The sequence below is a fragment of the Pseudoflavonifractor sp. An44 genome, from assembly GCF_002161675.1.
In the GTDB taxonomy this organism is placed as follows: Bacteria; Bacillota; Clostridia; order Oscillospirales; family Oscillospiraceae; genus Enterenecus; species Enterenecus faecium.
The window spans coordinates 49,527-72,869 of sequence record NZ_NFIH01000010.1; the positions used below are offsets into that span (position 1 = coordinate 49,527).

Below are 23,343 nucleotides of genomic sequence, written 5' to 3' on the forward strand. Positions count from 1 at the left end.
GGGTGAGGCGTTTGTACCAGGCGTTGTACCGAAAGTGGCGTCCCCGCAGCTTTGACGACGTGGTGGGGCAGGGACATATTACAGAGACCCTCAAGCGTCAGGTGCAGGGGGGGCGGCTGACCCACGCCTATCTGTTTACCGGCACCAGAGGAACGGGTAAGACCACCTGTGCCAAAATTCTGGCCCGGGCCGTGAACTGTCAGCATCCTCAGGACGGCAACCCCTGCAACCAGTGTCCGGCGTGTATGGGCATTGAGAACGGCTCCATCCTGGACGTGGTGGAGCTGGACGCAGCCTCCAACAACCGCGTGGACGACGTGCGTGCCATGCTGGAGGAGGCGGCCTATACCCCGGCCACCGTGGCCAAGCGGGTGTATATCATCGACGAGGTGCACATGCTCTCGCCTCAGGCCTTCAATGCGCTGCTGCAAATTCTGGAGGAGCCGCCCGCCCATTTGATGTTTATCCTGGCCACCACAGAGCTGCACAAGGTGCCGGCCACCATCAAGAGCCGGTGCCAGCAATTCGCCTTTAAGCGCATCCGGGCCGAGGAGATTGCCGGACGTTTGAATTACGTGGCCGCTCAGGAGGGCATTGAGCTGACCCAAGAGGGGGCACAGCTCATCGCCCGTCTGGCCGATGGCGGTATGCGTGACGCCCTATCCCTGCTGGATCAGTGTGTGGGGGCAGGGGGGACCGTAGACCAGGACCGGGTGTTTCAGGTGCTGGGCCTGGCGGGTAATCTCCAGACGGTGGCGCTGTTGGAGGAGATCGCAGCGGGCAACCTGTCTGGCGCATTGGCACGACTGGCCAGCTTGTACACCGGAGGCAAGGAGATGGCAGCCTTGGCCGGGGAACTGTCCGCTTTGCTGCGGGACCTGTTGGTGAGCAAGAGCGCTCCCAAGGGCGGGGCGGGACTGCTCACCGGGGGCTATGACTCGGGCACCCTGGAGCGGTTGGGGCAGCTGTTCGACGTGCCTCGGCTGGTCCAGATGCTCGCTTTAGTGCAGAAGACCGCCGGCGAGCTGGTCCACTCCGCAAACCGACGCACGGACATGGAGCTGTGCTTGGTGATGCTGTGTGACCCCTCTCTGGACGGAAGTGTCCATGCCTTGACTGCCAGAGTGGCAAAGTTGGAGCAGCAATTGGCTTCCGGCGTTGTGGTTCAGCAAACGACAAGCGAAAAACCTTTACAGAGAAGCCCGGCACCAACTCCGGCTCAAAAGAGCACACAGCCTGAGCCAGACCTGTCCACTCCGGTGGCGTCTGACCCTCCACCCTGGGAGGTGGCAGAGAAACCGGTGCCCCAACAACCTGCAAGTAAAAAGCCTTTACAGGAAAAGCCGATGCAGGAGACTCCAGCGCCCCCTGCGGTTGAGCCTCATCCAGCCCCGCCCGAGCCTGTGACACACGTGAGTGGGCAGACGGGATGGCCCGGCTGGAACGTGGTGTGTGGCCAGCTCAAGGGTGTGCTGTCCACCGGAGATTACACCTTCTTCTCCATGCCCGCCATGCTCACCGGACGGTGGGACGGGGATGTGGTGACGATCTGGGCCGCCAATCAGTTTGTGGCGGACCTGGTGGAGAAGCCGGATATCTCTGGAGCGGTCTCCCAGGTGGTTGGGCGATATATGGGACAGCGGGTCCCGGTGAAAGTTCAGGTGGGAGCACCTCCGGCAGAGACGGTGCAGACACCGCCTACGTCTCAGCCCCCAGAAGAAGGGGATGCTCTGGACGCCTTTCTGGCAGCGGGGCACAGCAATGTAATAGTAGAATAATTTGTTAGGATATGACATAGGAGGTAATTCGGATGGCAAAAGGATTTAATACTCGCGGTATGGGCGGTATGGGCGGCATGGGCGGAAACATGAACAACATGATTCGCCAGGCCCAGAAGATGCAGCAGGACATGATGAAGGCTCAGGAGGAGCTGGAGAGCAAGTCCTACGAGGCCAGCGCTGGCGGCGTGGTGACTGCTGTGGTGTCCGGTAAGAAGGAGATCACCTCTGTGACCATCGACCCCGAGGCCGTGGACCCCGATGACGTGGAGATGCTCCAGGACCTCATTGTGGCGGCGGTGAACGAGGCCCTGCGCAAGGCTGCCGACGATGCCGCCAGCCAGATGTCCCGCCTCACCGGAGGCCTGGGACTGCCGTTTTAATACACACGACCCTCAAGGGCTGCTTTCTCACAAGAGAGCAGCCCTGAACCCATTGATAAGGAGGAACCAAATATGGTGAAGTTTTCTGAGATGAAATACCAGCGCCCGGATCTGGATGCGCTGAAACAGGAGATGGGCCAGCTGGTGGAGCAGCTCAAGGCCGCTGACAGCTACCAGGCTGCCCGGGAGGTGTTTTTGCGCAAGGAGGAGCTGGGGCGTCACATTCAGACCATGAGCACCCTGGCCAACATTCGCCACTCCATTGACACCCGAGACGAGTTCTACGACGGGGAAGTGAAGTTCTGGAACGCAGCCGGACCGGAGCTGGAGGAGTACAGCCAGGCATGGAATTTGGCCATGCTCAACTCTCCCTTCCGCGGTGACTTCTCTCAGGAGTACGGCGACCTGATGTTTATCAATGCCGAGATTGCCCTGAAGACTTTCTCTCCTGAGATCATTGACCTGATGCAGAAGGAGAACGACCTCACCCAGGAGTATGAGAAGCTGCTGGCCTCCGCCCAGATTCCCTTTGAGGGCGGCGTGTACACCCTGTCCCAGATGACTCCCTTTAAGAGTGACGCCGACGACCAGCGCCGTCTCAACGCCTGGAAGGCGGAAGGGCAGTGGTACAAGGACAACCAGGAGGCTCTGGACAGCCTGTACGACCAGCTGGTGCACCTGCGAGACGAGATGGGCAAGAAGCTGGGCTATGAGGGCTATACCACTCTGGGCTATTACCGCATGGGCCGCAACTGTTACACCAAGGAGGACGTGGAGAAGTTCCGCCAGGCTGTGGTGAAGTATCTGGTTCCGGTGGCGGACAGCATCTACCGCCAGCAGGCCAAGCGCCTGGGCAAGGAGTACCCCATGAGCTTTGCAGACAATGCTCTGGAGTTCCGTTCCGGGAATCCCCGCCCCTGCGGCACCGCCCAGGACATTCTGGACCACGGTCGTAAGTTCTATGACGCTCTGTCTCCCGAGACCAGCGAATTTTTCCGCACCATGCTGGATGGGGAGCTCATGGACGTGCTCTCCACCGAGGGCAAGGCCGGCGGCGGCTACTGCACCGACATTCTGGACTACAAGGTGCCCTTCATCTTTGCCAACTTCAACGGCACCCAGGGTGACGTGGAGGTGGTGACCCACGAGGCCGGCCACGCCTTTGACGCCTGGCTCAACCGGGACCGCATTCCTTCCGAGTATATCTGGCCCAGCATGGAGGCCTGCGAGGTGCACTCCATGTCCATGGAGTTCTTCGCCTGGCCCTGGGCTCAGGGCTTCTTCGGAGAGGATACCCGGAAGTTCCACTACAGCCACCTGTCAAGTGCTCTCACTTTCATTCCCTACGGCACCATGGTGGACCACTTCCAGCATGAGGTGTACGCCCACCCGGAGATGACCCCTGCCCAGCGCCACCAGGTGTGGAAAGAGCTGCTGGGGACCTATATGCCCTGGATGAAGCTGGACGGGGAAATTCCCTTCTACAGCGAGGGCGAGGGCTGGCAGCGACAGCACCACATCTATTCCAGTCCCTTCTATTATATTGATTACTGCCTGGCTCAGACGGTGGCCCTCCAGTTCTGGGATAAGATTCAGGAGGACCTGGGGGAGGCCTGGGAGCACTACATGGCCTACACCCGCCAGGGCGGCAGCCAGGTGTTCACCACCCTGCTGGAGCGAGCTGGCCTGGACAGCCCCTTTGAGGAGAGCTGCCTGCAGCGGGTGTGCGCCTCCGCCAAGAACTGGCTGGAGCACTTCGATATGAGCGGAATCGAATAAGCCATGTCAGACAAGAAGAACAAGCATAAGCATAAACGGTGGAACCGGGCGGCCAAGGCGTCTCAATTCACCAGGGGAGCAGGGGGGGAGATGATCTATGTCGGTCGTCACTACTCCTTCCAGGGGGATGAGAGGAGCTATCGACAGGGTATGCGCCAGCGCATGGCGTTGGCGACCGTTATGGCGGTGGCTCATTTGGCGGGCGGTATGATGCCCGTTCCTGCCTTGTACAACACCTGGTACGTGATTGCTCCTTATATGCTTACGTTTTTTGCGGTGGTTTCCCTGGTTTGGGCGGTGTGCCGCATGGTGTACTGGGGAAATCCCCTGCGGGAATACGTCTACGATGCCACCGTCAAGCAGATCCCCATCCGTGCAACCCTGGCTATGATTTTGTCAATGTGCACACTCTGTGGACAGATTGCATATGTGGTGACACATTCCCTGCAAGGGGTTGAGTATCTGTACACTTTGGCATTTTTGGGCCTGGAAATTGTGGTTTTTGTCTGTGCTTTCCTGTGGAAGGGCAGAGAAAATCAGGCATTGTGGTCTATTTAACGTGATAAAGCGCAAAAATTTGTGAGATATCACAGGATGTTCTCGTTGACAATTGGAGCAAAACATAATAGAATAGTCTTTGCAAAATCTGCTGAAAAAACATTTGACCGCTTGGCGTGGACACTGAGGCGGCGAAAAATGAAAGATTGAGTAAGTGGAGTTGCAAAAACCGATTCCCCGGTAGAGAGAAGGGGAGTCGGAATCAGTCCTTGTGAGCTCAGAGGATGGATGTTCTCTTTGTTCAATATAATTTAAGGAGGAATCTCTACATGAAAAGCACGAAACGAGTGCTTGCGCTGGGCATGGCTTCGGTCATGACGCTTGGTTTGCTCTCTGCTTGCGGCAACAAGCCTTCCAGCGACAACAACAACCAGGCCAGTACCCTGGTGGTTGGTGACGGCAACTACGACGGCAAGTTCTCTCCCTTCTTCTACACCTCTGCTTATGACGGAAACATCGTGAGCATGGTCAGCCAGGGCCTGATTAGCTCTGACCGTGAGGGCGCTATGATCCTCAACGGCATTGAGGGCGAGACCAAGGAGTACAACGGCACCGACTACACCTACACCGGTATTTCCGATGTGGTGGTCACCGAGAACGAGGACGGCACCGTGTACTATGACATCACCCTGAAGGATGGCGTCAAGTTCTCCGACGGCACCGAGATGGACATCGACGACGTGATCTTCTCCATGTACGTCCTGTCCGACCCCACCTATGACGGCAGCTCCACTCTGTATGGTCAGCCCATCATGGGTATGAACGAGTACCGTTCCGGCATGGATACCAAGTTCAACCTGATCCTGGCCGCTCCCCGCGACAACACCGACTTCTCCCTGTGGACCGAGGAGGAGCAGACTGCTCTGTGGGCTGCTGTGGACAAGGCTGGCCCTGAGTATGCCAAGTATATCTGCGAGTATCTGATCGCCAACGGCCAGAACAAGGCCGAGGACAGCGTGGCTGCCTGCGCTGCCAACTGGAACTACCCCGACCTGGCTGAGGATGCCACTTATGAGGACTTCTATCAGGCTATGCTGGCTGCCTACAACGGCAACCCCGCTGAGATGGCCCGAAACGAGTCTCCCAGCAGCCTGTCTGATTTCACCAACCTCATTGAGGACTATGATGCCTACAACGTGGGTGTTCAGACTGGTGAGTCTGCTCCCAACATCTCCGGCATCCAGAAGACCAGTGACAACTCCGTGCGTGTGACCACCACCGAGGTCTCCGCCACCTGCATCTATCAGCTGTCTCTGGTGGTTGCTCCCATGCACTACTACGGCAACGAGGAGCTGTACAACTACGAGAACAACCAGTTCGGCTTCCCCAAGGGCGATCTGACCATCGTGCGTGAGAAGAACAGCAAGCCCATGGGCGCTGGTCCCTACGAGTTCGTCAGCTATGAGAACGGCACCGTGGCTCTGAAGGCCAACGAGAACTACTGGAAGGGCGAGCCCAAGATCCAGAACATCAACTTCAAGGAGACCAACGAGGCCGATAAGGTCAACGGCGTGAAGTCCGGCACTCTGGACATCACCGATCCTTCCTTCTCCACTGACGCCATCAAGGAGATTGCCGCAGCCAACGGCGGCAGCGAGGACTTCAACGGTTCCGTCATCACCGTCAACACCGTGGACAACCTGGGCTACGGCTATGTGGGCATCAACGCCGACAACGTGAAGGTGGGCGACGACGGTTCCTCCGATGCCTCCAAGAACCTGCGTAAGGGTCTGGCCACCGTGCTGGCCGTGTACCGTGACGTGGCTATCGACTCCTACTACGGCAAGTGGGCCAACGTCATCAACTACCCCATCTCCGATACCTCTTGGGCCGCTCCCAAGGTTACCGATGCCGGCTATCAGGTGGCCTTCTCCACCGACGTCAACGACAACCCCATCTACACCGATGGCATGAGCGACGAGGAGAAGTACGCCGCTGCCAAGCAGGCCGCTCTGGGCTTCTTTGAGGCTGCTGGCTACACCGTCTCCGATGGCAAGATCGTTGCTGCTCCCCAGGGCGCCAAGATGGACTATGAGCTGATCATCGGCGGCGGCGGTCAGGGCGACCACCCCGCCTTCATGATGTGTACTCTGGCTTCCGATGCCCTGAAGGAGATCGGCATGGAGCTGCGCGTGACCGATATTGCCAACGCTTCCGACCTGTTCTCTCAGATGCAGGCTGGCACCGCTGAGCTGTTTGCCGCCGCTTGGCAGGCCACTGTGGACCCCGACATGTACCAGATCTACCACAGCCAGGGCACTTCCAACTACAACTATGACATCAAGGACGCCAAGCTGGATGAGATCATCATGGACGCTCGCTCCATCACCGATCAGGAGGCCCGTACTCTGATGTACAAGGAAGCTCTGGACATCGTCATGGACTGGGCCGTTGAGGTTCCCATCTATCAGCGTGCCAACTGCTTCATCTTCTCCACTGAGCGTATCAAGATCGACACCCTGACTCCTGATATGACCACTTACTGGAACTGGATGAACGATGTTGAGCTGCTGGAGCTGAACTAATTCTGCACAGAAACAAAGGAACGAGTTCCTGAGTTTACCATCACGGTTGCCCTGCGGCCGTAAGGCCGCAGGGCAACCCTGCGCATCCCTGCACATGAGGCGGCTGTTCCGACCAAAGTCGGTCAGAGCCGGAGGGGCTGCCTGATGTGCGGACGGGGCGAACACATCATGCGAGGCCACGAACCCCTGTGCCTCGCCAACAAATACGGAGGGGATTCTATGCGAAATTTTATCATCAAGCGCGTACTATTATCAGTAGTCATTCTATTTTTCGTAGCATTCATTATTTATACACTGCTGCGCTGTCTGCCCAGCTCCTACGTGGAGACCATGGCTCGTCAGCTGGCTATGGCCCCCGGCGCCAAGCCTTATGAGGAGTGGGTGGCACAGCTCAACGCCCAATATGGTTTGGATTTGCCGCTGATCCCTGGTTTCTTCCACCAGCTGGGCAACATCCTGACCGGTAACTTCGGCGACAGCTGGAAGTACACCGTGCCTGTCATGGAGAAATTCACCAGCGTGATTTGGATTTCTTTTGTGATGGGCGGAATTGCCTTTATTTTACAGCTGATTGTTGCCATTCCTCTGGGCGTTATCGCCGCCACCCGTCAGTACTCCAAGGCCGACTACGCCATCAGCGTGTTCGCTCTGGCTGGTATCTCTCTGCCCACCTTCTTCTTTGCCACTCTGCTGAAGCTGGTGTTCTGCGTGAAGCTGGGCTGGTTTGATTTGGGCGGCCTGACGGGACGTGACTTCCTGCAGTTGGATGCCATGGGGCAGTTCTTGGATATTGCCCATCATATGGTGCTTCCCATTGTTACCCTGGTGGTGGTGTCTGTGGGCTCGCTCATGCGTTATACCCGTACCAACATGCTGGAAGTGCTCAACTCCGACTATATCCGCACGGCCCGTGCCAAGGGCCTGAGCGAGAAGAAGGTCATCTATCATCACGCCTTCCGCAACACCCTGATTCCTCTGGTCACCATCGTGGGTGGCTCTCTGCCCGGCCTGTTTGCCGGTGCTCTGATTACCGAGACTCTGTACTCCATCCAGGGCATTGGTTACACCTCTTATACGGCCATGACTGCCGGTGACATTCCCTTCTCTATGTTCTACCTGCTGTTTATGGCTGTGCTGACTCTGGCCGGCAACCTGATTTCCGACATTCTGTACGCTGTGGTTGACCCCCGCGTACGTATCGCTTAAGAAAGGAGGCGCTTTCATGTCTGACGAGAAGAAAATGAACCATCAGCAGGAGGGCGGCTCCCAGGAGCACCTCTCTCTGAACGATGACCGCCGTGTTAAGGTTTTGTCCCCCGGCGCCCTGGTGGCCAAGCGCTTTTTCCGTAACCGCTTGGCTGTGGTGGGTCTGGTGATCCTGGCCGTTATGTTTGTCTTTTCCTTTATTGGCGGCGTGGTCAGCCCCTATAGCCAGGACGAGGTGTTCTACCGCCGTGAGTTCCAGTCCAAGGAGTATGCTGGCGTCACAGAGAACAGCAGCTTCCGCTATACCACAGCCGAGGGCCAGAGCTTTACCGGCATGGTCCAGGCTCAGTTCATGCTGGCAGCCACCAAGGGCCAGACCTCTTTCACCTATGACGGCGTGACCTATTCCCTTGCCGAGGAGGGCGAGGACTTCTATGTGATCTCTCAGGGAACCACCCCTGTGGCTCTGGCATACAAGGATATCGTCAATGCTGAGGACCCCTCCTTGACCGTGGGCTTTGACTTCCAGCGTGCCGCCCTGAAGGCGTACACCAACGGGGAGCAGAGCTTTACCGTGGATGGCACCGAGTACACCGTGGATGAGCACGGCGGCATCAACGAAGCTGGTCAGCCTGTGGCCTATATCAGCCGCTTTGTGGTGCAGTCCAAGGTCAGCGGTGTCACCTTCACCCGTGACTTCAAGGAGCAGCTGGCTGAGACCATCGAAAACGACAGCGATGAGTTCACCTACACCAATGACGAGGGTACCTTCGACTACACCCTGGAGTACGATGCAGACACCAAGAGCTACTCCGTCAGACAGGAGAAGGAGACCCAGGTGTTTGATACCTATTCCGAGCCCAGCAAGGCTCACTGGCTGGGTACCGACCGCAACGGCATGGACATGCTCACCCGTCTGATGTACGGTGGCCGTGTGTCTCTGGTCATCGGCTTCATTGTCGTGATTATCTCCGCCGTTCTGGGTATCATCCTGGGCGGTGTGGCCGGATATTTCGGCGGCTGGGTGGACAACCTGATCATGCGTATTGTGGACGTGTTCTACTGCATCCCCTCCATGCCTCTGATTATTATTATGGGTTCCGCCATGGACGGCATGCGCGTGGACCCCACCATGCGAATGTTGTACCTGATGCTGGTTCTGGGCTTCCTGGGCTGGCCTGGCATTGCCCGTATGGTGCGTGGCCAGATCCTCTCTCTGCGTGAGCAGGAGTTCATGACCGCCACCGAGGCCTGTGGCATCAGCATTCCCCGGCGTATTTTCCGCCACCTGATCCCCAACGTCATTCCTCAGCTCATCGTCATCTGCACCATGAGCTTGGGTTCCACCATCATCACGGAGGCCACCCTGTCCTTCCTGGGCCTGGGCGTCAAGTTCCCCTTCGCTTCCTGGGGTAACATCATCAACGACGTGTCCAACTCCTTCGTGCTGACCAACTACTGGTTCGTTTGGATTCCCGCTGGTATCTGCCTGCTGCTCACCGTGTTGGGCTTCAACTTCGTGGGCGACGGTCTGCGGGACGCCTTCGACCCCAAGATGAAGCGGTAAGAGAGGAGGAGAGACAATGGCTAAGAAAAAAGCAGAAGGCTATCTCTCCGGCCGGGAGGCCCGGCGCATTGCCAAGGAAAACCGCCGGATCACCAACGCCTTTGAGAAACAGCGTAAGCGTAAAAACGTGCCGGAGAGTGAGTACCTCACCCAGATGGCCGATCCCAATAACGCCGTGGAGTTTGATAACCTCCACACCTACTTCTACACCGACGCCGGTGTGGTTAAGAGCGTGGATGGCGTGTCCTTCGAAGTGCCCATCGGTAAGACCGTGGGCGTGGTGGGCGAGTCCGGCTGCGGTAAGTCTGTCACCAGCCTGTCCCTGATGCAGCTGCTCCAGCGGCCCCAGGGCCAGGTGGTGGAAGGCGCGATCCGCCTGAACATGGGCGACAAGGCCTATGACGTGACCAAGATGCCCAACGAGCAGATGCAGAAGATCCGTGGCAACTACGTGTCCATGATCTTCCAGGAGCCTATGACCAGTCTGAACCCCGTGTTCCGCATCGGTGAGCAGGTGGACGAGGTCATCGCCCTGCACCACGGTGAGGGCAAGACCAAGGAGGACATCAAGAACCGCACCATCGAGTTGCTGGAGATGGTGGGCATCGCCAACAGCCAGGGCGTGTATCAGATGTTCCCCCACGAGCTGTCCGGTGGTATGCGCCAGCGTGTGTGTATCGCCATGGCTCTGGCTTGCAGCCCCAAGGTGATCATCGCAGACGAGCCCACCACTGCTCTGGACGTGACCATCCAGGCCCAGGTGCTGGACCTGCTGCGCAACCTGAAGAATAAGATCAACTCCTCCATCATGTTCATCACCCACGACCTGGGTGTCATCGCTGAAATGGCCGACTACGTGGTGGTCATGTACGCCGGTCGCGTGGTGGAGAAGGGTACCGTCCATGAGATCTTCTCCAACCCCGCCCATCCCTACACCATCGGCCTGATGGCCTCCAAGCCTGTGGTGGGCAAGAAGATCGACAAGCTCTATTCCATCCCCGGCAAGGTGCCCAACCCCATTGATATGCCCAACTACTGCTACTTCAAGGACCGCTGTGAGATGTGTGTGCCCGGCTGTGAGGGCGAGTACCCCTGCAAGGTGCAGCTCAGCCCCACTCACTTTGTGTCCTGCTATCGCTACTATGACAACAAGAACCAGGGAGGTGAGGGCTGATGTCTGACAAGAAAAGCGTAATTGCCAAGGGCGACTTCACCCCCGTGGAGTACGATCCCCAGTACATTCTCCAGGTCAACCACCTGAAGAAGTACTTCCCCATCAAGGGCGGCATGGTCAGCAAGACCGTGGGCCACGTCAAGGCCGTGGACGGCGTCACCTTCAACCTCAAGCGTGGTACCACCATGGGTCTGGTGGGCGAGTCCGGCTGTGGTAAGACCACCACCGGCCGCACCATCCTCCGTCTGGCGGGGGAGAAGACCGACGGTCAGGTGCTCTTCAACGGCAAAGAGATCTACGACATGAGCCCCAAGGAGCTGCGGGCTCTGCGTACCAAGATGCAGATCATCTTCCAGGACCCCTTCTCCAGCCTGTCCCCCCGTCTGCCCGTGGGTGAGATCATCGGCGAGGCTGTGCGGGAGCACAAGCTGGTGAGCAAGGCCGAGTACAATGACTACATCGACAAGGTCATGGACAACTGCGGTCTGCAGCCTTTCCACAAGGCCCGCTATCCCCACGAGTTCTCCGGCGGTCAGCGTCAGCGTATCTGCATTGCCCGTGCTCTGGCTCTGAACCCTGAGTTTGTGGTGTGTGACGAGCCTGTGTCTGCTCTGGACGTGTCCATTCAGGCCCAGATCATCAACCTGCTCAAGGACCTGCAGGACCAGTACAACCTGACCTATCTGTTCATCTCCCACGACCTGTCTGTGGTGGAGCACATCTCTGACTCCGTGGGCGTGATGTACCTGGGCAACCTGGTGGAGTACGGCGATACGGAGGATATCTTCCGCAACCCGCTGCACCCCTACACCAAGGCTCTGTTCTCCGCCATCCCCGTGCCCGACCCCAACGCCAAGATGAACCGTATTGTGCTGGAGGGCTCCATTCCCTCTCCCGCCAATCCCCCCAGCGGTTGTAAGTTCCACACCCGCTGCCCCTATGCCACCGAGCGATGCAAGGTGGAGGCTCCCTGCCAGCGTGAGGTGGAGCCCGGCCACTACGTGGTCTGCCACCTCTTCGACAAGTAAGATATGGCACGTAAGCCAAAGAAATACGAGGACGATGACGGCCGCGTGATCGCGGATATGAGCGGCCTGTCCCGTCCGTCCCTGTTCCGGCCAGGTCGGCCGGACAGCAGGGAATCCCGGCCCCCGGAGCCCATGGAACAGGAGCGTGAGGAGCGCCCCTGGGAGGACACCGGAATGAGCCGGGAGGACCGAAGAGCCTACATCTGGGCGGCCATGAAAGCAGCTTTGTCCATGGCGGCGATTTACATCGTTGCCTTCGGGCTGTTGATTGCTCTGATGATATGGCTTTGGAATTAATGAAAATAGAGAGCTCTCCGGTGTTGCCGGAGAGCTCTCTGCTTTTCTTGGAAAATCTGGTTGACCTCAGGGGCAGGAATGGGTATGATGGAGAAAAGGAGGCACAAGGCCATGAATGACATTGAAACTTTGAGACACTGGGTAGAGGAGAGCGAGAACATCGTCTTTTTCGGAGGCGCAGGGGTGTCCACCGAGAGCGGTATTCCCGACTTCCGGTCCCAGGATGGACTATATCATCAGCACTACGACCTGCCGCCGGAGACCATTCTCAGCCACGACTATTTCATGTCCCACACCCAGGAATTTTATCGGTTCTATCGGGACAAAATGCTGTGTCTGGACGTGCAGCCCAACGCCGCCCATTTGGCGCTGGCCAAGCTGGAACGGCTGGGCAAGCTGAAGGCGGTGGTGACTCAGAACATCGACGGACTGCACCAGAAGGCAGGCAGCCAGCGGGTCTATGAGCTCCACGGCTCGGTCTACCGCAACTACTGCATGTCCTGTGGGGCCTCGTACCCGGTGGAGAAGATTGCAGCAGGGGAGGGGATTCCCCGCTGTCCCCACTGCGGCGGTATCATCAAGCCGGATGTGGTGCTCTATCAGGAGGGGCTGGACCAGCGCACCATCCGAGGCGCTGTGGAGGCCATCGCCAATGCCGATTTGCTCATTGTGGGCGGTACCTCTCTGGTGGTGTATCCGGCGGCGGGACTGCTGGAGTATTTCCGGGGCCGTCACCTGGTCCTCATCAACCGGGATGCCACCAGCTATGACCAGCGGGCGGATCTGGTGATTCGCCAGTCCATTGGGGGCGTGCTGGAGGAGGCCTGTGCCCATCTGGAGACTTGAAAGAATAGTAAAAATCAGGTATAATATCCTTTATCTTGACTGCTGGAAAAGGAGACAGGCCAATGAAGCGGACAGTTGCCGTGATGACGGACAGCAATAGCGGAATCAGCGTAGAAGAGGGGAAAAAGATGGGGGTGTACGTCATTCCCATGCCCATTAACATGGATGGAAAGGTCTACTATGAGGGATTGGACCTGAGCCAGGACTACTTCTATCAGCGCATGGCAGCAGGGGCGGAGATGTTTACCTCCCAGCCCTCCCCGGCGGACACTCTGGAGCTGTGGAATCGGATTCTCCGGGGCTATGACCAGCTGGTGTATATCCCCATGTCTGCGGGCCTGAGCAGCACCTATGCCACCGCTCGGATGATGGCCGATGACTATCAGGGCCGGGTGCAGGTGGTGGATAACCGGCGTATCTCTGTGACCCAGTACCATGCGGTGCTGGATGCCCTGGCCATGGCAGAGCAGGGCATGGACGCAGCTTCCATTCGCCGTACCTTGGAGGAGCAGGCAGCAGACGCCAGCATTTTCCTCATGGTGGATACCTTGAAATATCTGCGCCGGGGTGGTCGTGTGTCCGGGGTAGAGGCCTTTGCCGGAGCCATGCTGAACATTAAGCCCGTGCTCACCGTTGCCGGAGACAAGTTGGAGGCGGTGGGCAAGGTGCGTGGGGCCAAGGCCGCCCGTCAGATGATGCTGGAGAAGCTGCGAGCGGACATGGAGGGACGGTTAAAGGCCCTCCACGACAGCGGCCACCTGCAAGTGAAAATTGCCTGTAGCCGGGTGCCTGATCAACTGCGGGAAGAGTGGGTAGACCAGGTGCAGCAGTACTTCTATCTGGACTATCCGGTGGAGTGCGCAGACCTGACTCTCTCAGTGGCCTGTCACACCGGACCCGGTGTGCTGGGCGTGGGAGCGGTACGTGTATAAATCATGTGAAAAAGCGGCGGAGCCATGCTCCGCCGCTTGTGTCGTTTATAGGGTGGTCGTGTACCGTAAATCCACGCACACGGTGTCGTGGGGGAAGGGGATATCCTGATGGGTGCCGTCCCAAGAAAAGCCGTGGCGGGCGTAAAAACGCCGAGCGCCTTGGTTTTCCCGCAGCACAAACACATAGGCCTGCTGGAAGCCGTCCGCTTTCAGCTGCTCCTTGGCCCGGTCCATGAGCAGGCTTCCATACCCTTTGCCAGTTTCCTGGGGATGGGTATAGAAGGAGATGACCTCTCCCCAGCCCTCATAGCCAGAGGCGTCAAAGTGCACCTGCATGCCTCCGCCGTGGTTCTGATTGCCAATGCGGGCAGGCCCGCAGGTGATGCAGCCCACAGGGGTGTCGTCCCGATAGAGGAGAAACCCGTGGTGGCGAGGGGTTCTGGCGTAGTGGGCAAAGGTGTCCACCCAGCGGGTGGGGGTGATGTGCTCTTCCATCCAGTCCAGAGGCACAGCCTCCTGATAGGCGGCCCACCAGCCCAGAGCGTGGATTTCGCTCATGGCGGCGAAGTGAGCCGGGGTGGATGCCTCTACAATGGTGAGCTGTGGCATGGGAATCGGCTCCTTTTAGTGGGCGGCGCCCACCAGGTCCTGCTCCGCCTTCTGCTGGGCCTCCTGCTTGGCAATCTGGCGGGCGTTGGCCAGCATCAGCTTGATGCGGTTCTCCTGGTTGATTTTGGTGGCGCCGGGGTCGTAGTCAATGGCCACGATGTTGGAGTTGGGGTAGTCGTCTTTCAGCTTGCGAATCATGCCCTTGCCCACAATGTGGTTGGGCAGGCAGCCGAAGGGCTGGGTACAGACAATGTTGGGCACCCCGGAGTGGATGAGCTCCAGCATCTCGCCGGTGAGCAGCCAGCCCTCGCCCATCTTGTTGCCGTCGCCCAGGTAGCCGTGAACCAGCTTGTGCATGTTCTCAAAGGTGCCGGGGGCGTGGAAGCGGGTCTTTTTCAGGGCGGCGATCATGTCCTTCTGGCACTCCTCAATGTAGCCCTTGAAGATCTGGCAGACCTTCTTTTTGATCCACTTGCCGCCGTACAGGTCCACGTCGGACTCCCGGTTGAAGATCTTGAAGATCATGAAGTCGGTGAGGCCGGGCACCACGGGCTCAGCGCCCTCGGAGAGCAGGAAATCCTCCAGGTTGTTGTTGCCCAGGGGGGAGAACTTGACGTAGATCTCACCCACCACACCCACACGCACCTTCTGAGGTCCGGCCACGGGGATGTCGGCAAAGTCAGCGCAGATTTGGTCAAAGATCTGGCGCATCTCCTTGCGGTTCATGCCACGGCCTTTCTGGAAGCCCTCAATGAGCTTGTTCTCCCAGGTCTCCACCATCTGGTCGGTGTCCCCCTTCATCACCTCATAGGGGCGCACCTGGTTGGCCACGTTGACGATGAGGTCACCGTACATCATGGCGTAGATCATCTTGCGGATGAGGGGGAGGGTGAGGCTCCAGCCGGGGTTCTTCTCCATGCCGGAGAGGTTCACCGAGATGACCGGAATGTAGGACATGCCAGCCTTCTCCAGAGCCTTGCGCAGCAGGTGGATGTAGTTGGAGGCCCGGCATCCGCCGCCGGTCTGGGTGATGAGCAGAGCCACCTTGTGGGGGTCATAGCCGCCGTGCTTGACGGCGTCAATGAGCTGGCCGATGACCAGCAAGGCAGGGTAACAGGTGTCGTTGTGGACGTACTTCAGGCCCTCGTCCACAATGCCTCTGTGGTTGGTGGTGAGCATATCCACCTTGTAGCCCTCCAGCACCAGCAGCTGGCGGAACATGCCAAAGTGAACGGGAAGCATCTGGGGCATCAGCAGGGTGTACTCCTGCTTCATCTCTTTGGTGAACAGAAGACGCCCATCTTTGGCGTAAACCAATTCAGCCATGTTGTTTTCTCCTTTCGGAACTTGGTCCAGGGGACATCAGACCTGGTTCTGGTCCCGCTCCTCCATGGCGGCCATGAGAGAACGCACACGGATGCGGACAGCGCCCAGGTTGCTGATGTCGTCGATTTTCAGCTGGGTGTACAGCTTGCCGCCCTCTTCCAGGATGGAGCGCACCTCGTCCCCGGTGATGGCATCGGTGCCGCAGCCGAAGCTTACCAGCTGAATCAGCTGCATGTCCGGCTGGGTGCACACGTACCGGGCGGCGTTGTACATCCGGGACTGGAAGGTCCACTGATTGAGCACCTTCCGGGGGGCATAGTCCTCGTGATAGGCCACGGCGTCCTCGCTGACCAGCACAAAGCCAAAGGAGGTGATCAGGTCGTTGATGCCGTGGTTGATCTCCGGGTCAATGTGGTAGGGACGACCAGCCATGACGATGATGGGACGGCCCTCAGCCCGGGCCTTGTCGATGTAGGACTGGCCCACTGCCCGGATTTCCTGCTTGTACAGGTCGTAGGCCTGGTAGGCGGCCCGGATGGCGTGGACCACCTCTCGGCGGGGAATGCCGAAGGTGTCCGAGAACCACTGGGAGCCGATGCGCTCATAGTCCTTCTGGCGGTGTAGTCCGGCATAGGGGTAGAGGAACCGGGTCTTTTTCAGGTCGGGCACGTTGGCGGCCAGCAACTCGGGATAGTAGGCCACCACCGGGCAGTTGTAGTTGTTGTCCGAGGTCTTCTCATCGAAGTTGTAGGACATGCAGGGGTAGAAGATGGCATCCACTCCGGCTTCCACCAGAGCCTGCACGTGGCCGTGGAGAAGCTTGGCGGGATAGCACACGGTGTCCGAGGGGATGGTGCGCTGGCCCTTGATGTACAGCTTGCGGGAGGACTCGGGGGAGAGCACCACCTCGAAGTTGAGGCGGGTGAACAGCTCAAACCAGAAGGGCAGGTTCTCATACATGTTCAGCCCAAAGGGGATGCCGATGCGGCCTCGGGAGCCGTTGCCGAAGCCCTTGCCCTCCATGGAGCGGAGCTTGCGGTACTTGTAGTTGTACAGATCGGGCAGTTCCACCTTCTCCTTGCCCAAGGGGCGGGAACAGCGGTTGCCGGAGATGAATCGGCGGCCGCCGTCAAAGGTGTTGACGGTGAGGGAGCAGTGGTTGGTGCACAGGTTGCAGGTCACCGGCTTGGCGGTGTGGGTGAAGTTCTCCAGCGCCTCAGGGCCCAGCAGGGTGGACTTCTCCAGGTGCAGGTTGCGGGCGGCCAGAGCGGCGCCGAAGGCGCCCATGATGCCCGAGATGGTGGGACGGGTCACGTCCCGCTTTAGCTCCTGCTCAAAGGCCCGGAGCACGGCGTCGTTGTAGAAGGTGCCGCCCTGGACCACGATGTGCTTGCCCAGGTCGTCGGCGCTGGCGGCGCGGATAACCTTATACACGGCGTTTTTCACGATGGAGATGGACAGACCAGCTGAGATCTCCTCCACGCTGGCCCCGTCCTTTTGGGCCTGCTTCACCGAGGAGTTCATAAACACGGTGCATCGGGAGCCCAGGTTCACCGGGCGCTGGGCAAACAGGCCCATCTTGGCAAAGTCCGCAATGGAGTAGCCCAGGGCTTTGGCGAAGGTCTCGATGAAGGAGCCGCAGCCGGAGGAACAGGCCTCGTTGAGCATGATGGAGTCCACGGCCCCGTTGCGGATTTTAAAGCACTTCATGTCCTGGCCGCCGATGTCGATGATAAAGTCCACATCGGGGTTGAAGTGGGCGGCGGCGCGGTAGTGGGCCACCGTCTCTACCAGCCCTAAGTCACAGTTAAAGGCGTTTTTGATGAGGTCCTCACCGTAACCCGTCACCGCAGAGCCCTTGATGGTAATGCGGTCGCCGCACAGCTTGTAGATTTCCTTGAGCTGGGGCAGGACCACAGACACCGGGTTGCCCTGGTTGGAGTGGTAGTAGGTGTACAGCAGGCCGCCATCGGGGGCGATGAGGGCCATTTTGGTGGTGGTGGAACCGGCGTCAATGCCCAGGTAGGCGTCGCCGGTGTAGGTGTGAATGTCCAGCTGGGGGGGCGTGGAGGCGTTGTGGCGGGCCACAAAGGCGTCGTACTCCTCCTGAGACTGGAACAGGGGGGGCATGGTGTCCACCACGGTGGTGGCATCCCGGCTCTCCTCCAGCAGCTTCAACAGCTCCTCAAAGGGGCGGGCGGCGTACTCCTCCGAGCACAGAGCAGCGCCAATGGCGGCAAAGCAGTCGCCGTCCTTGGGGAAGATGGCGTGCTCCTCGTCCAGCTGGAGGGTCTCCACAAAGCGCTCCCGCAGGCCCTTTAAGAAGGTGAGGGGGCCGCCCAAAAAGACGATCTTGCCCTTGAGCTCTCTGCCCTGGGTGAGGCCAGCCACAGTCTGGTCCACCACCGCCTGGAAGATGGAGGCGGCCACGTCCTCTTTCCGTCCACCCTGGTTGAGGATGGGCTGGATGTCGGACTTGGCAAACACGCCGCACCGGGAGGCGATGGGGTAGATCTTTTCGTGTTTCAGGGACAGTTCATCCAGCTCATTGACCGTGACGTTCATCAGCGTGGCCATCTGGTCAATGAAGGCTCCGGTACCGCCGGCGCAGGAGCCGTTCATACGCTCCTCCAAAGCGCCGCCGAAGAAGATGATCTTGGCGTCCTCGCCGCCCAGCTCGATGACGGCGTCCGTGTCGGGAATGTAGGTGTTCACCGCGGCAGCAGTGGCATATACCTCCTGGACAAAGTCCAGTCCAGCGGCCTTGGCCACGCCCAATCCGGCAGAGCCGGTGATGACCAGCTTCACCTCTTTGCCCCGCAGCATATCTTCAATGGAGTGCAGGGTCTCACAGGCCCGTTCCCGGGTCTTGGAATAATGCCGCTCATAAGAGCGGAATAAAACTTGGTTCTCTTCGTCCAGCACCACCACTTTGACGGTGGTGGAGCCGATATCAATGCCCACTCGCAAACTCATAATGGCACCTTCCTGAATCAATAAAATAAGGCAGTACTACTATTATATAAAAGAAGGGGTATGATTTCAATAGCAGGTTCTTGTAACACCGGCGGGATATGGCAAAATTCATCACAACGATAACAGTCCGCAGCGGGGGGACCGCTGCGGACTGTGGGATATGACGATAGATTATTTGGGCTGGTAGGGAGCCACGCCACACACCTCGGGGAAGTACACCTGATACCAGATAAGGAAGGACAGCACGGTGTACAGCTTGCGGTGGGTGCGGGCCTTGCCAGAGTAGTGCTGCTCCAGCAGGTCCAGCAGGTACTTCTGGTCGAAGAACTCGGCCACATAGTCCTGGTTGATCAGGTCCTTGGCCCAGTTGTAGTACTTCTCCTCCTTGAGCCAGGCGATGAAGGGGACAGGGAAGCCCACCTTGGGACGCTTGATCCAATCGTCGGGGAGCATGGGCACGGCGGCCTGACGCAGGGGGAACTTGGTGGTGGACTTGCCCCGCATCTTCTGGTTGCTGGGGATGGAGCGGGCCACCTTCCACACCTCCCGGTCCAGATAGGGCACCCGCAGCTCCAGGGAGTTGGCCATGGTCATCCGGTCGGCCTTGCGCAGAATGTCCAGGGGCTGCCACAGGTGCAAATCCAGATACTGCATCTTGGTCAGGTCGTCGGCGTCCTTCACCTGGGCAAAATAGGGGGCCGTGATGTCCTTCCAGGTGCGGCTGCTGCGGTAGGCGGGGGTGAGAACCTGCTCCACCTCGTCGTTGTCAAAGATGAAGGCCTGACCCACAAAGGTGTCCTCCACAGGCTTGGCGGCCTTGGTCAAGAAGCCCTGGCCGTGGAAGGGGGGCAGCTTGGACACCACACCTGCCACTGCCTTGCGGATGGGGAGGGGCAGCTTGCGGTAGGCCCGGTAGGGCTTGGTGGTGTGGTAGGTGATGTATCCGCCAAACAGCTCGTCGGAGCCCTCACCGGACAGAACCACCTTCACGTCCTGGGCCGCCAGCTTGGACAAAAAGTACAGGGGCACGGTGGACAGGTTGGCGTTGGGCTCATCAGCGTAGTACTGGATGGTGGGCAGAATGTCGAAGAACTCCTCGGCGGTGATGGTCTTGGAGATGTTCTTCAGCCCCAGCTCCTCACACAGGGCCTTGGCCTCGCTGGTCTCGTCAAAGCCCTTGTTGGCAAAGCCCACGGAGTAGGTCTTGTCCGGGTGGGACAGAGCGGTGATGACGCTGGAGTCAATGCCGCCAGAGAGGAAGGCGCCCACTTCCACGTCACTGATCTGGTGGGCCTCCACCGACTCGGTGACCACCTCTCGAATCTCCTGGGCGTGCTCTTCCAGGCTCTTGGAGTCGGGCTCAAAGGAGAAGGTGTAGTAGGCGCTCATGTCCAGCTTGCCGTCCCGGTAGGTGAAGTGATGCCCGGGAAGCAGACGGAACACGCCCTTAAAGAAGGACTCATCTAGAGCGGAATACTGGAAGGTGAGGTAGAACTTCAATGCCTCCCGGTTCAGCTCCTTTTTGAAGTCGGGGTGGGGGAGAAAGCTCTTGAGCTCCGAGCCGAAGAAGAAGGTGTCCCCCATGGGGGCGTAGTAGAAGGGCTTGATGCCGAAGGGGTCACGAGCGCCGTACAGGGTCTTGGTCTGGGTGTCCCAGATGACAAAGGCGAACATGCCACGCAGCTTCCCGGTGACCTCAGCGCCCCACTCCATGTAGCCGTGGAGCACTACCTCGGTGTCGGAGGTGGTCTGGAAGGTATGGCCCAGCTTCTGGAGCTGGGTGCGCAGGGTCTGGAAGTTATAAACTTCTCCGTTATAGGCCAAAATATAACGCCCGTCGGGGCTGGTCATGGGCTGGTGGCCGTGAGCCAGGTCAATGATGGACAGGCGGCGATGGGCGATGGCGCAGTGGTCATCGGTATAGTAGCCCTCCTCGTCGGGGCCACGGTGAATAATGGAATCGCCCATGGCGTGAAGGGCAGTGACATCAGGGGTAGAGCGGGAGAGAAATCCGGTAAAACCGCACATAGAGTCATCCTCCAGAAGTGTTTTGAAAATTCAGACTAAAGCATACATCTTATATAGAAAAAAGTCAACCGTTCCCCGCAAGAATGCGGTTGAAATCCCAGAGGGAGGCATGGTAGAATACAACGAATAGACAAAATGGAAAGCAGGAGATCACCATGAGTTGGTCAAAAGTGAGATGGCAGGAAAAACTGTGTGGGATACTGGCCCTGGCGTGTCTGTTGGGGACGGTGGCGGCGGCGCTCCAACTCCAACAGGGGAGCGTGGCAGATCGCGTGTGGGTGGCAGTGTGCCTGGTGCTCACGGCAGCCCTGGGCGGATTGCTACTGAAAAAAGAGAATGTTCCGATTAACCAGATTCTGGTGCTGCTCCTCCCTCTGGCGGCGGCTATGCTGGTGCGGTGCCTGCTGTTGGACCACGAGAGCGACGATTACCTCACCTTCCTCAGTCAGTGGTACGACGTGATCCGGGAGGGCGGCGGCTTGGGAGCCATTTCTCAGCCCGTAGGCAATTACAACGTGCCGTACCTCTACTTTATTGCCTTGATTTCCTATCTGGATATCCCAGACCTGTACCTGTACAAGCTGTTCTCCATCTTCCTGGATGTGATTCTGGCCTGGGGTGGCCTGCGCCTGGTGCGGGTACTGACCAAAGAGAAGGAAAATACCATACTGCCCCAGATCGCCTTTGGTGTGCTGCTCTTTGTGCCCACGGTGGTGCTCAACGGCAGCTACTGGGCCCAGTGTGACGCCATCTACGGGGCTCTGGTGGTCCATGCGGTGGCCTGCGTGCTGGAGGGCAAGAACAAGTGGTCCCTGGTATGGCTGGCGGTGGCCTTCTCTTTTAAGCTCCAGACGGTGTTTATCATGCCTCTGTGGGGTGTGCTGTGGCTGGCGGGGCGGGTGAAATTCCGGGAGCTGTTTGTGTTCCCCGGGGTGTATGTCCTCACGGCAATTCCTGCCCTGCTGCTGGGCAAGCCCTGGAAGGACATTTTGTCCGTCTACTTGGGGCAGATGGGGGAGTATGACCGGCTGACGCTGAATGCCCCTTCCGTCTATCAGTTCTTGCCCGCCCATGCCACCTATGACCCTGCATTTCTGTCCCAGATGGGCATCATTGCTGCTATGATTCTGGCCTTTGCCATGTTGTTTATTGGAGCGTGGAAGGGGAAAAAGCTGGACAACCAGATGGCCATGGCGGTGGCGATGGTGCTGGTGGTGGGCATTCCGTTTTTGCTGCCCCACATGCACGAGCGGTATTTCTATCTGGCCGATGTGCTGGCAGTGTGCTGGGCGGTGAGCAACTGGCGGCGCATTCCGGCGGCGGTGCTGGTGTGCGGCTCCTCTCTGGCCAGCTACAGCGTCTATTTGCGCCTAAAGTACAACTATATTCTATACATTTCGGGGGATTACCTGGTGATGTTCTGGGAGGCGGCTGCTATGGCTGCGGCTTTGATCTTCTGTATCGTCCACCTGGTCATCCTGTGCGTGAAAAAAGGAGAAACCACATGAAATTTGTCTCATGGAACGTCAACGGCCTGCGGGCCTGTCTGAAAAAAGGATTTGAGGAATCGGTGCTGGGGCTGGATGCGGACTTCATCTGTCTCCAGGAGACCAAGATGGAGCAGGGCCAGGCCCATGTAGACCTGCCCGGCTACGAGGAGTTCTGGAACTCGGCAGAGAAGAAGGGGTATTCCGGTACCGCCATTTTTACCCGCCATAAGCCGCTCTCGGTACGCTACGGCATGGGGGTGGAGCCCCACGACCACGAGGGGCGGCTCATCACCCTGGAGTACCCGGAATTCTACCTGGTCAACTGCTATACCCCCAACGCCCAGAACGAGTTGGCCCGTATCGACTACCGGATGGAGTGGGAGCGGGACCTGCGGGCATATCTCATGGAACTGGATAAGAACAAGCCGGTGATCTACTGTGGAGACCTAAACGTGGCCCACAAGGAGATCGACCTGAAAAATCCCGGCCCCAACCGGGGCAAGGCAGGGTTCTCCGACCAGGAGCGGGAGCAGTTTGGGCTGCTGCTGGACAGTGGGTTTGTGGATACCTTCCGGTATTTGTACCCGGACCTCACCGGGGCGTACTCTTGGTGGAGCTACCGCTTCAATGCCCGGGCCAACAATGCGGGGTGGCGGATTGACTACTTTGTGGTGTCCCAGCGGTTGGCGGAGAAGGTACAGGGGGCATTCATCCACCCCGATATTTACGGCAGCGACCACTGTCCGGTGTCGCTGGATTTGGAAATTTAAAAATTTACCAATTCTGAAGAAACTGGCATAGAGAAATCCTTTGCGTTGGGCACACTATGGTTGGACCAAAG

Annotated in this window: 18 protein-coding genes; 14 read left to right on the plus strand and 4 right to left on the minus strand. The window is 58.5% G+C overall.

The window, feature by feature from the left end; all coding sequences use genetic code 11:
- Positions 1–11 precede the first annotated feature (11 nt).
- From dnaX to B5F98_RS06310, 12 genes are all read left to right on the plus strand, one after another.
- Positions 12–1,778: a DNA polymerase III subunit gamma/tau gene (gene dnaX / locus B5F98_RS06255; RefSeq protein WP_087370447.1), complete on the plus strand. Its 1,767-nt coding sequence runs from the start codon at positions 12–14 to the stop codon at positions 1,776–1,778.
- A 32-nt stretch (positions 1,779–1,810) separates the two neighbouring features.
- Positions 1,811–2,161 carry a YbaB/EbfC family nucleoid-associated protein gene (locus B5F98_RS06260; protein WP_087229553.1) on the plus strand — a complete coding sequence of 117 codons (351 nt, stop codon included), beginning with the start codon at positions 1,811–1,813 and terminating at the stop codon, positions 2,159–2,161.
- 72 nt (positions 2,162–2,233) lie between these two features.
- Positions 2,234–3,940, plus strand: a complete 1,707-nt coding sequence (locus B5F98_RS06265) for a M3 family oligoendopeptidase (protein WP_343219397.1) — start codon at positions 2,234–2,236, stop codon at positions 3,938–3,940.
- A 150-nt stretch (positions 3,941–4,090) separates the two neighbouring features.
- Entirely contained in the window at positions 4,091–4,498 is a 408-nt protein-coding gene (locus B5F98_RS06270) for a hypothetical protein (protein ID WP_143482747.1), read from the plus strand.
- A 269-nt stretch (positions 4,499–4,767) separates the two neighbouring features.
- Complete coding sequence (locus B5F98_RS06275) at positions 4,768–7,023, plus strand: ABC transporter substrate-binding protein (protein ID WP_087370453.1); 2,256 nt, start codon at positions 4,768–4,770, stop codon at positions 7,021–7,023.
- 219 nt (positions 7,024–7,242) lie between these two features.
- Complete coding sequence (locus B5F98_RS06280) at positions 7,243–8,229, plus strand: ABC transporter permease (RefSeq protein WP_087370559.1); 987 nt, start codon at positions 7,243–7,245, stop codon at positions 8,227–8,229.
- A gap of 16 nt (positions 8,230–8,245) precedes the next feature.
- On the plus strand, positions 8,246–9,796 hold the full coding sequence (locus B5F98_RS06285) for an ABC transporter permease (RefSeq protein ID WP_087229562.1): 1,551 nt from the start codon (positions 8,246–8,248) through the stop codon (positions 9,794–9,796).
- 16 nt (positions 9,797–9,812) lie between these two features.
- The gene (locus B5F98_RS06290; RefSeq protein ID WP_087370457.1) at positions 9,813–10,970 is read left to right on the plus strand and encodes an ABC transporter ATP-binding protein; all 1,158 of its coding nucleotides are present in this window, start codon (positions 9,813–9,815) and stop codon (positions 10,968–10,970) included.
- Positions 10,971–11,083: 113 nt separating this feature from the next.
- Positions 11,084–11,998 carry an oligopeptide/dipeptide ABC transporter ATP-binding protein gene (locus B5F98_RS06295; RefSeq protein WP_343219398.1) on the plus strand — a complete coding sequence of 305 codons (915 nt, stop codon included), beginning with the start codon at positions 11,084–11,086 and terminating at the stop codon, positions 11,996–11,998.
- A 3-nt stretch (positions 11,999–12,001) separates the two neighbouring features.
- Positions 12,002–12,295 (plus strand): hypothetical protein, encoded by a 294-nt coding sequence (locus tag B5F98_RS06300; protein ID WP_087370460.1) that lies wholly within the window; start codon positions 12,002–12,004, stop codon positions 12,293–12,295.
- A gap of 111 nt (positions 12,296–12,406) precedes the next feature.
- Positions 12,407–13,141, plus strand: a complete 735-nt coding sequence (locus B5F98_RS06305) for an NAD-dependent protein deacylase (RefSeq protein WP_087370463.1) — start codon at positions 12,407–12,409, stop codon at positions 13,139–13,141.
- A 62-nt stretch (positions 13,142–13,203) separates the two neighbouring features.
- Positions 13,204–14,073, plus strand: a complete 870-nt coding sequence (locus B5F98_RS06310) for a DegV family protein (RefSeq protein ID WP_087370466.1) — start codon at positions 13,204–13,206, stop codon at positions 14,071–14,073.
- A 45-nt stretch (positions 14,074–14,118) separates the two neighbouring features.
- Here B5F98_RS06310 and B5F98_RS06315 read toward each other — a convergent pair whose 3' ends face one another.
- From B5F98_RS06315 to asnB, 4 genes are all read right to left on the minus strand, one after another.
- Entirely contained in the window at positions 14,119–14,682 is a 564-nt protein-coding gene (locus tag B5F98_RS06315) for a GNAT family N-acetyltransferase (RefSeq protein WP_087370469.1), read from the minus strand.
- Between the two features lie 15 nt (positions 14,683–14,697).
- Positions 14,698–16,008 carry a 2-hydroxyacyl-CoA dehydratase gene (locus B5F98_RS06320; protein WP_087370473.1) on the minus strand — a complete coding sequence of 437 codons (1,311 nt, stop codon included), beginning with the start codon at positions 16,006–16,008 and terminating at the stop codon, positions 14,698–14,700.
- A gap of 36 nt (positions 16,009–16,044) precedes the next feature.
- The gene (locus B5F98_RS06325; RefSeq protein WP_087370476.1) at positions 16,045–18,984 is read right to left on the minus strand and encodes an acyl-CoA dehydratase activase; all 2,940 of its coding nucleotides are present in this window, start codon (positions 18,982–18,984) and stop codon (positions 16,045–16,047) included.
- 171 nt (positions 18,985–19,155) lie between these two features.
- Positions 19,156–21,012, minus strand: coding sequence for an asparagine synthase (glutamine-hydrolyzing) (asnB, locus tag B5F98_RS06330; protein ID WP_087370479.1), 1,857 nt, complete (start codon positions 21,010–21,012; stop codon positions 19,156–19,158).
- 155 nt (positions 21,013–21,167) lie between these two features.
- On the opposite strand from asnB, the gene B5F98_RS06335 reads away from it, so the two are divergent.
- On the plus strand, positions 21,168–22,520 hold the full coding sequence (locus tag B5F98_RS06335; RefSeq protein WP_143482748.1) for a conjugal transfer protein TraL: 1,353 nt from the start codon (positions 21,168–21,170) through the stop codon (positions 22,518–22,520).
- A complete protein-coding gene (locus B5F98_RS06340) occupies positions 22,517–23,272 on the plus strand; it encodes an exodeoxyribonuclease III (RefSeq protein ID WP_087370486.1) in 756 nt (251 codons plus the stop codon). Before B5F98_RS06335 ends, B5F98_RS06340 begins: the two co-directional genes overlap by 4 nt.
- Positions 23,273–23,343: the final 71 nt, after the last annotated feature.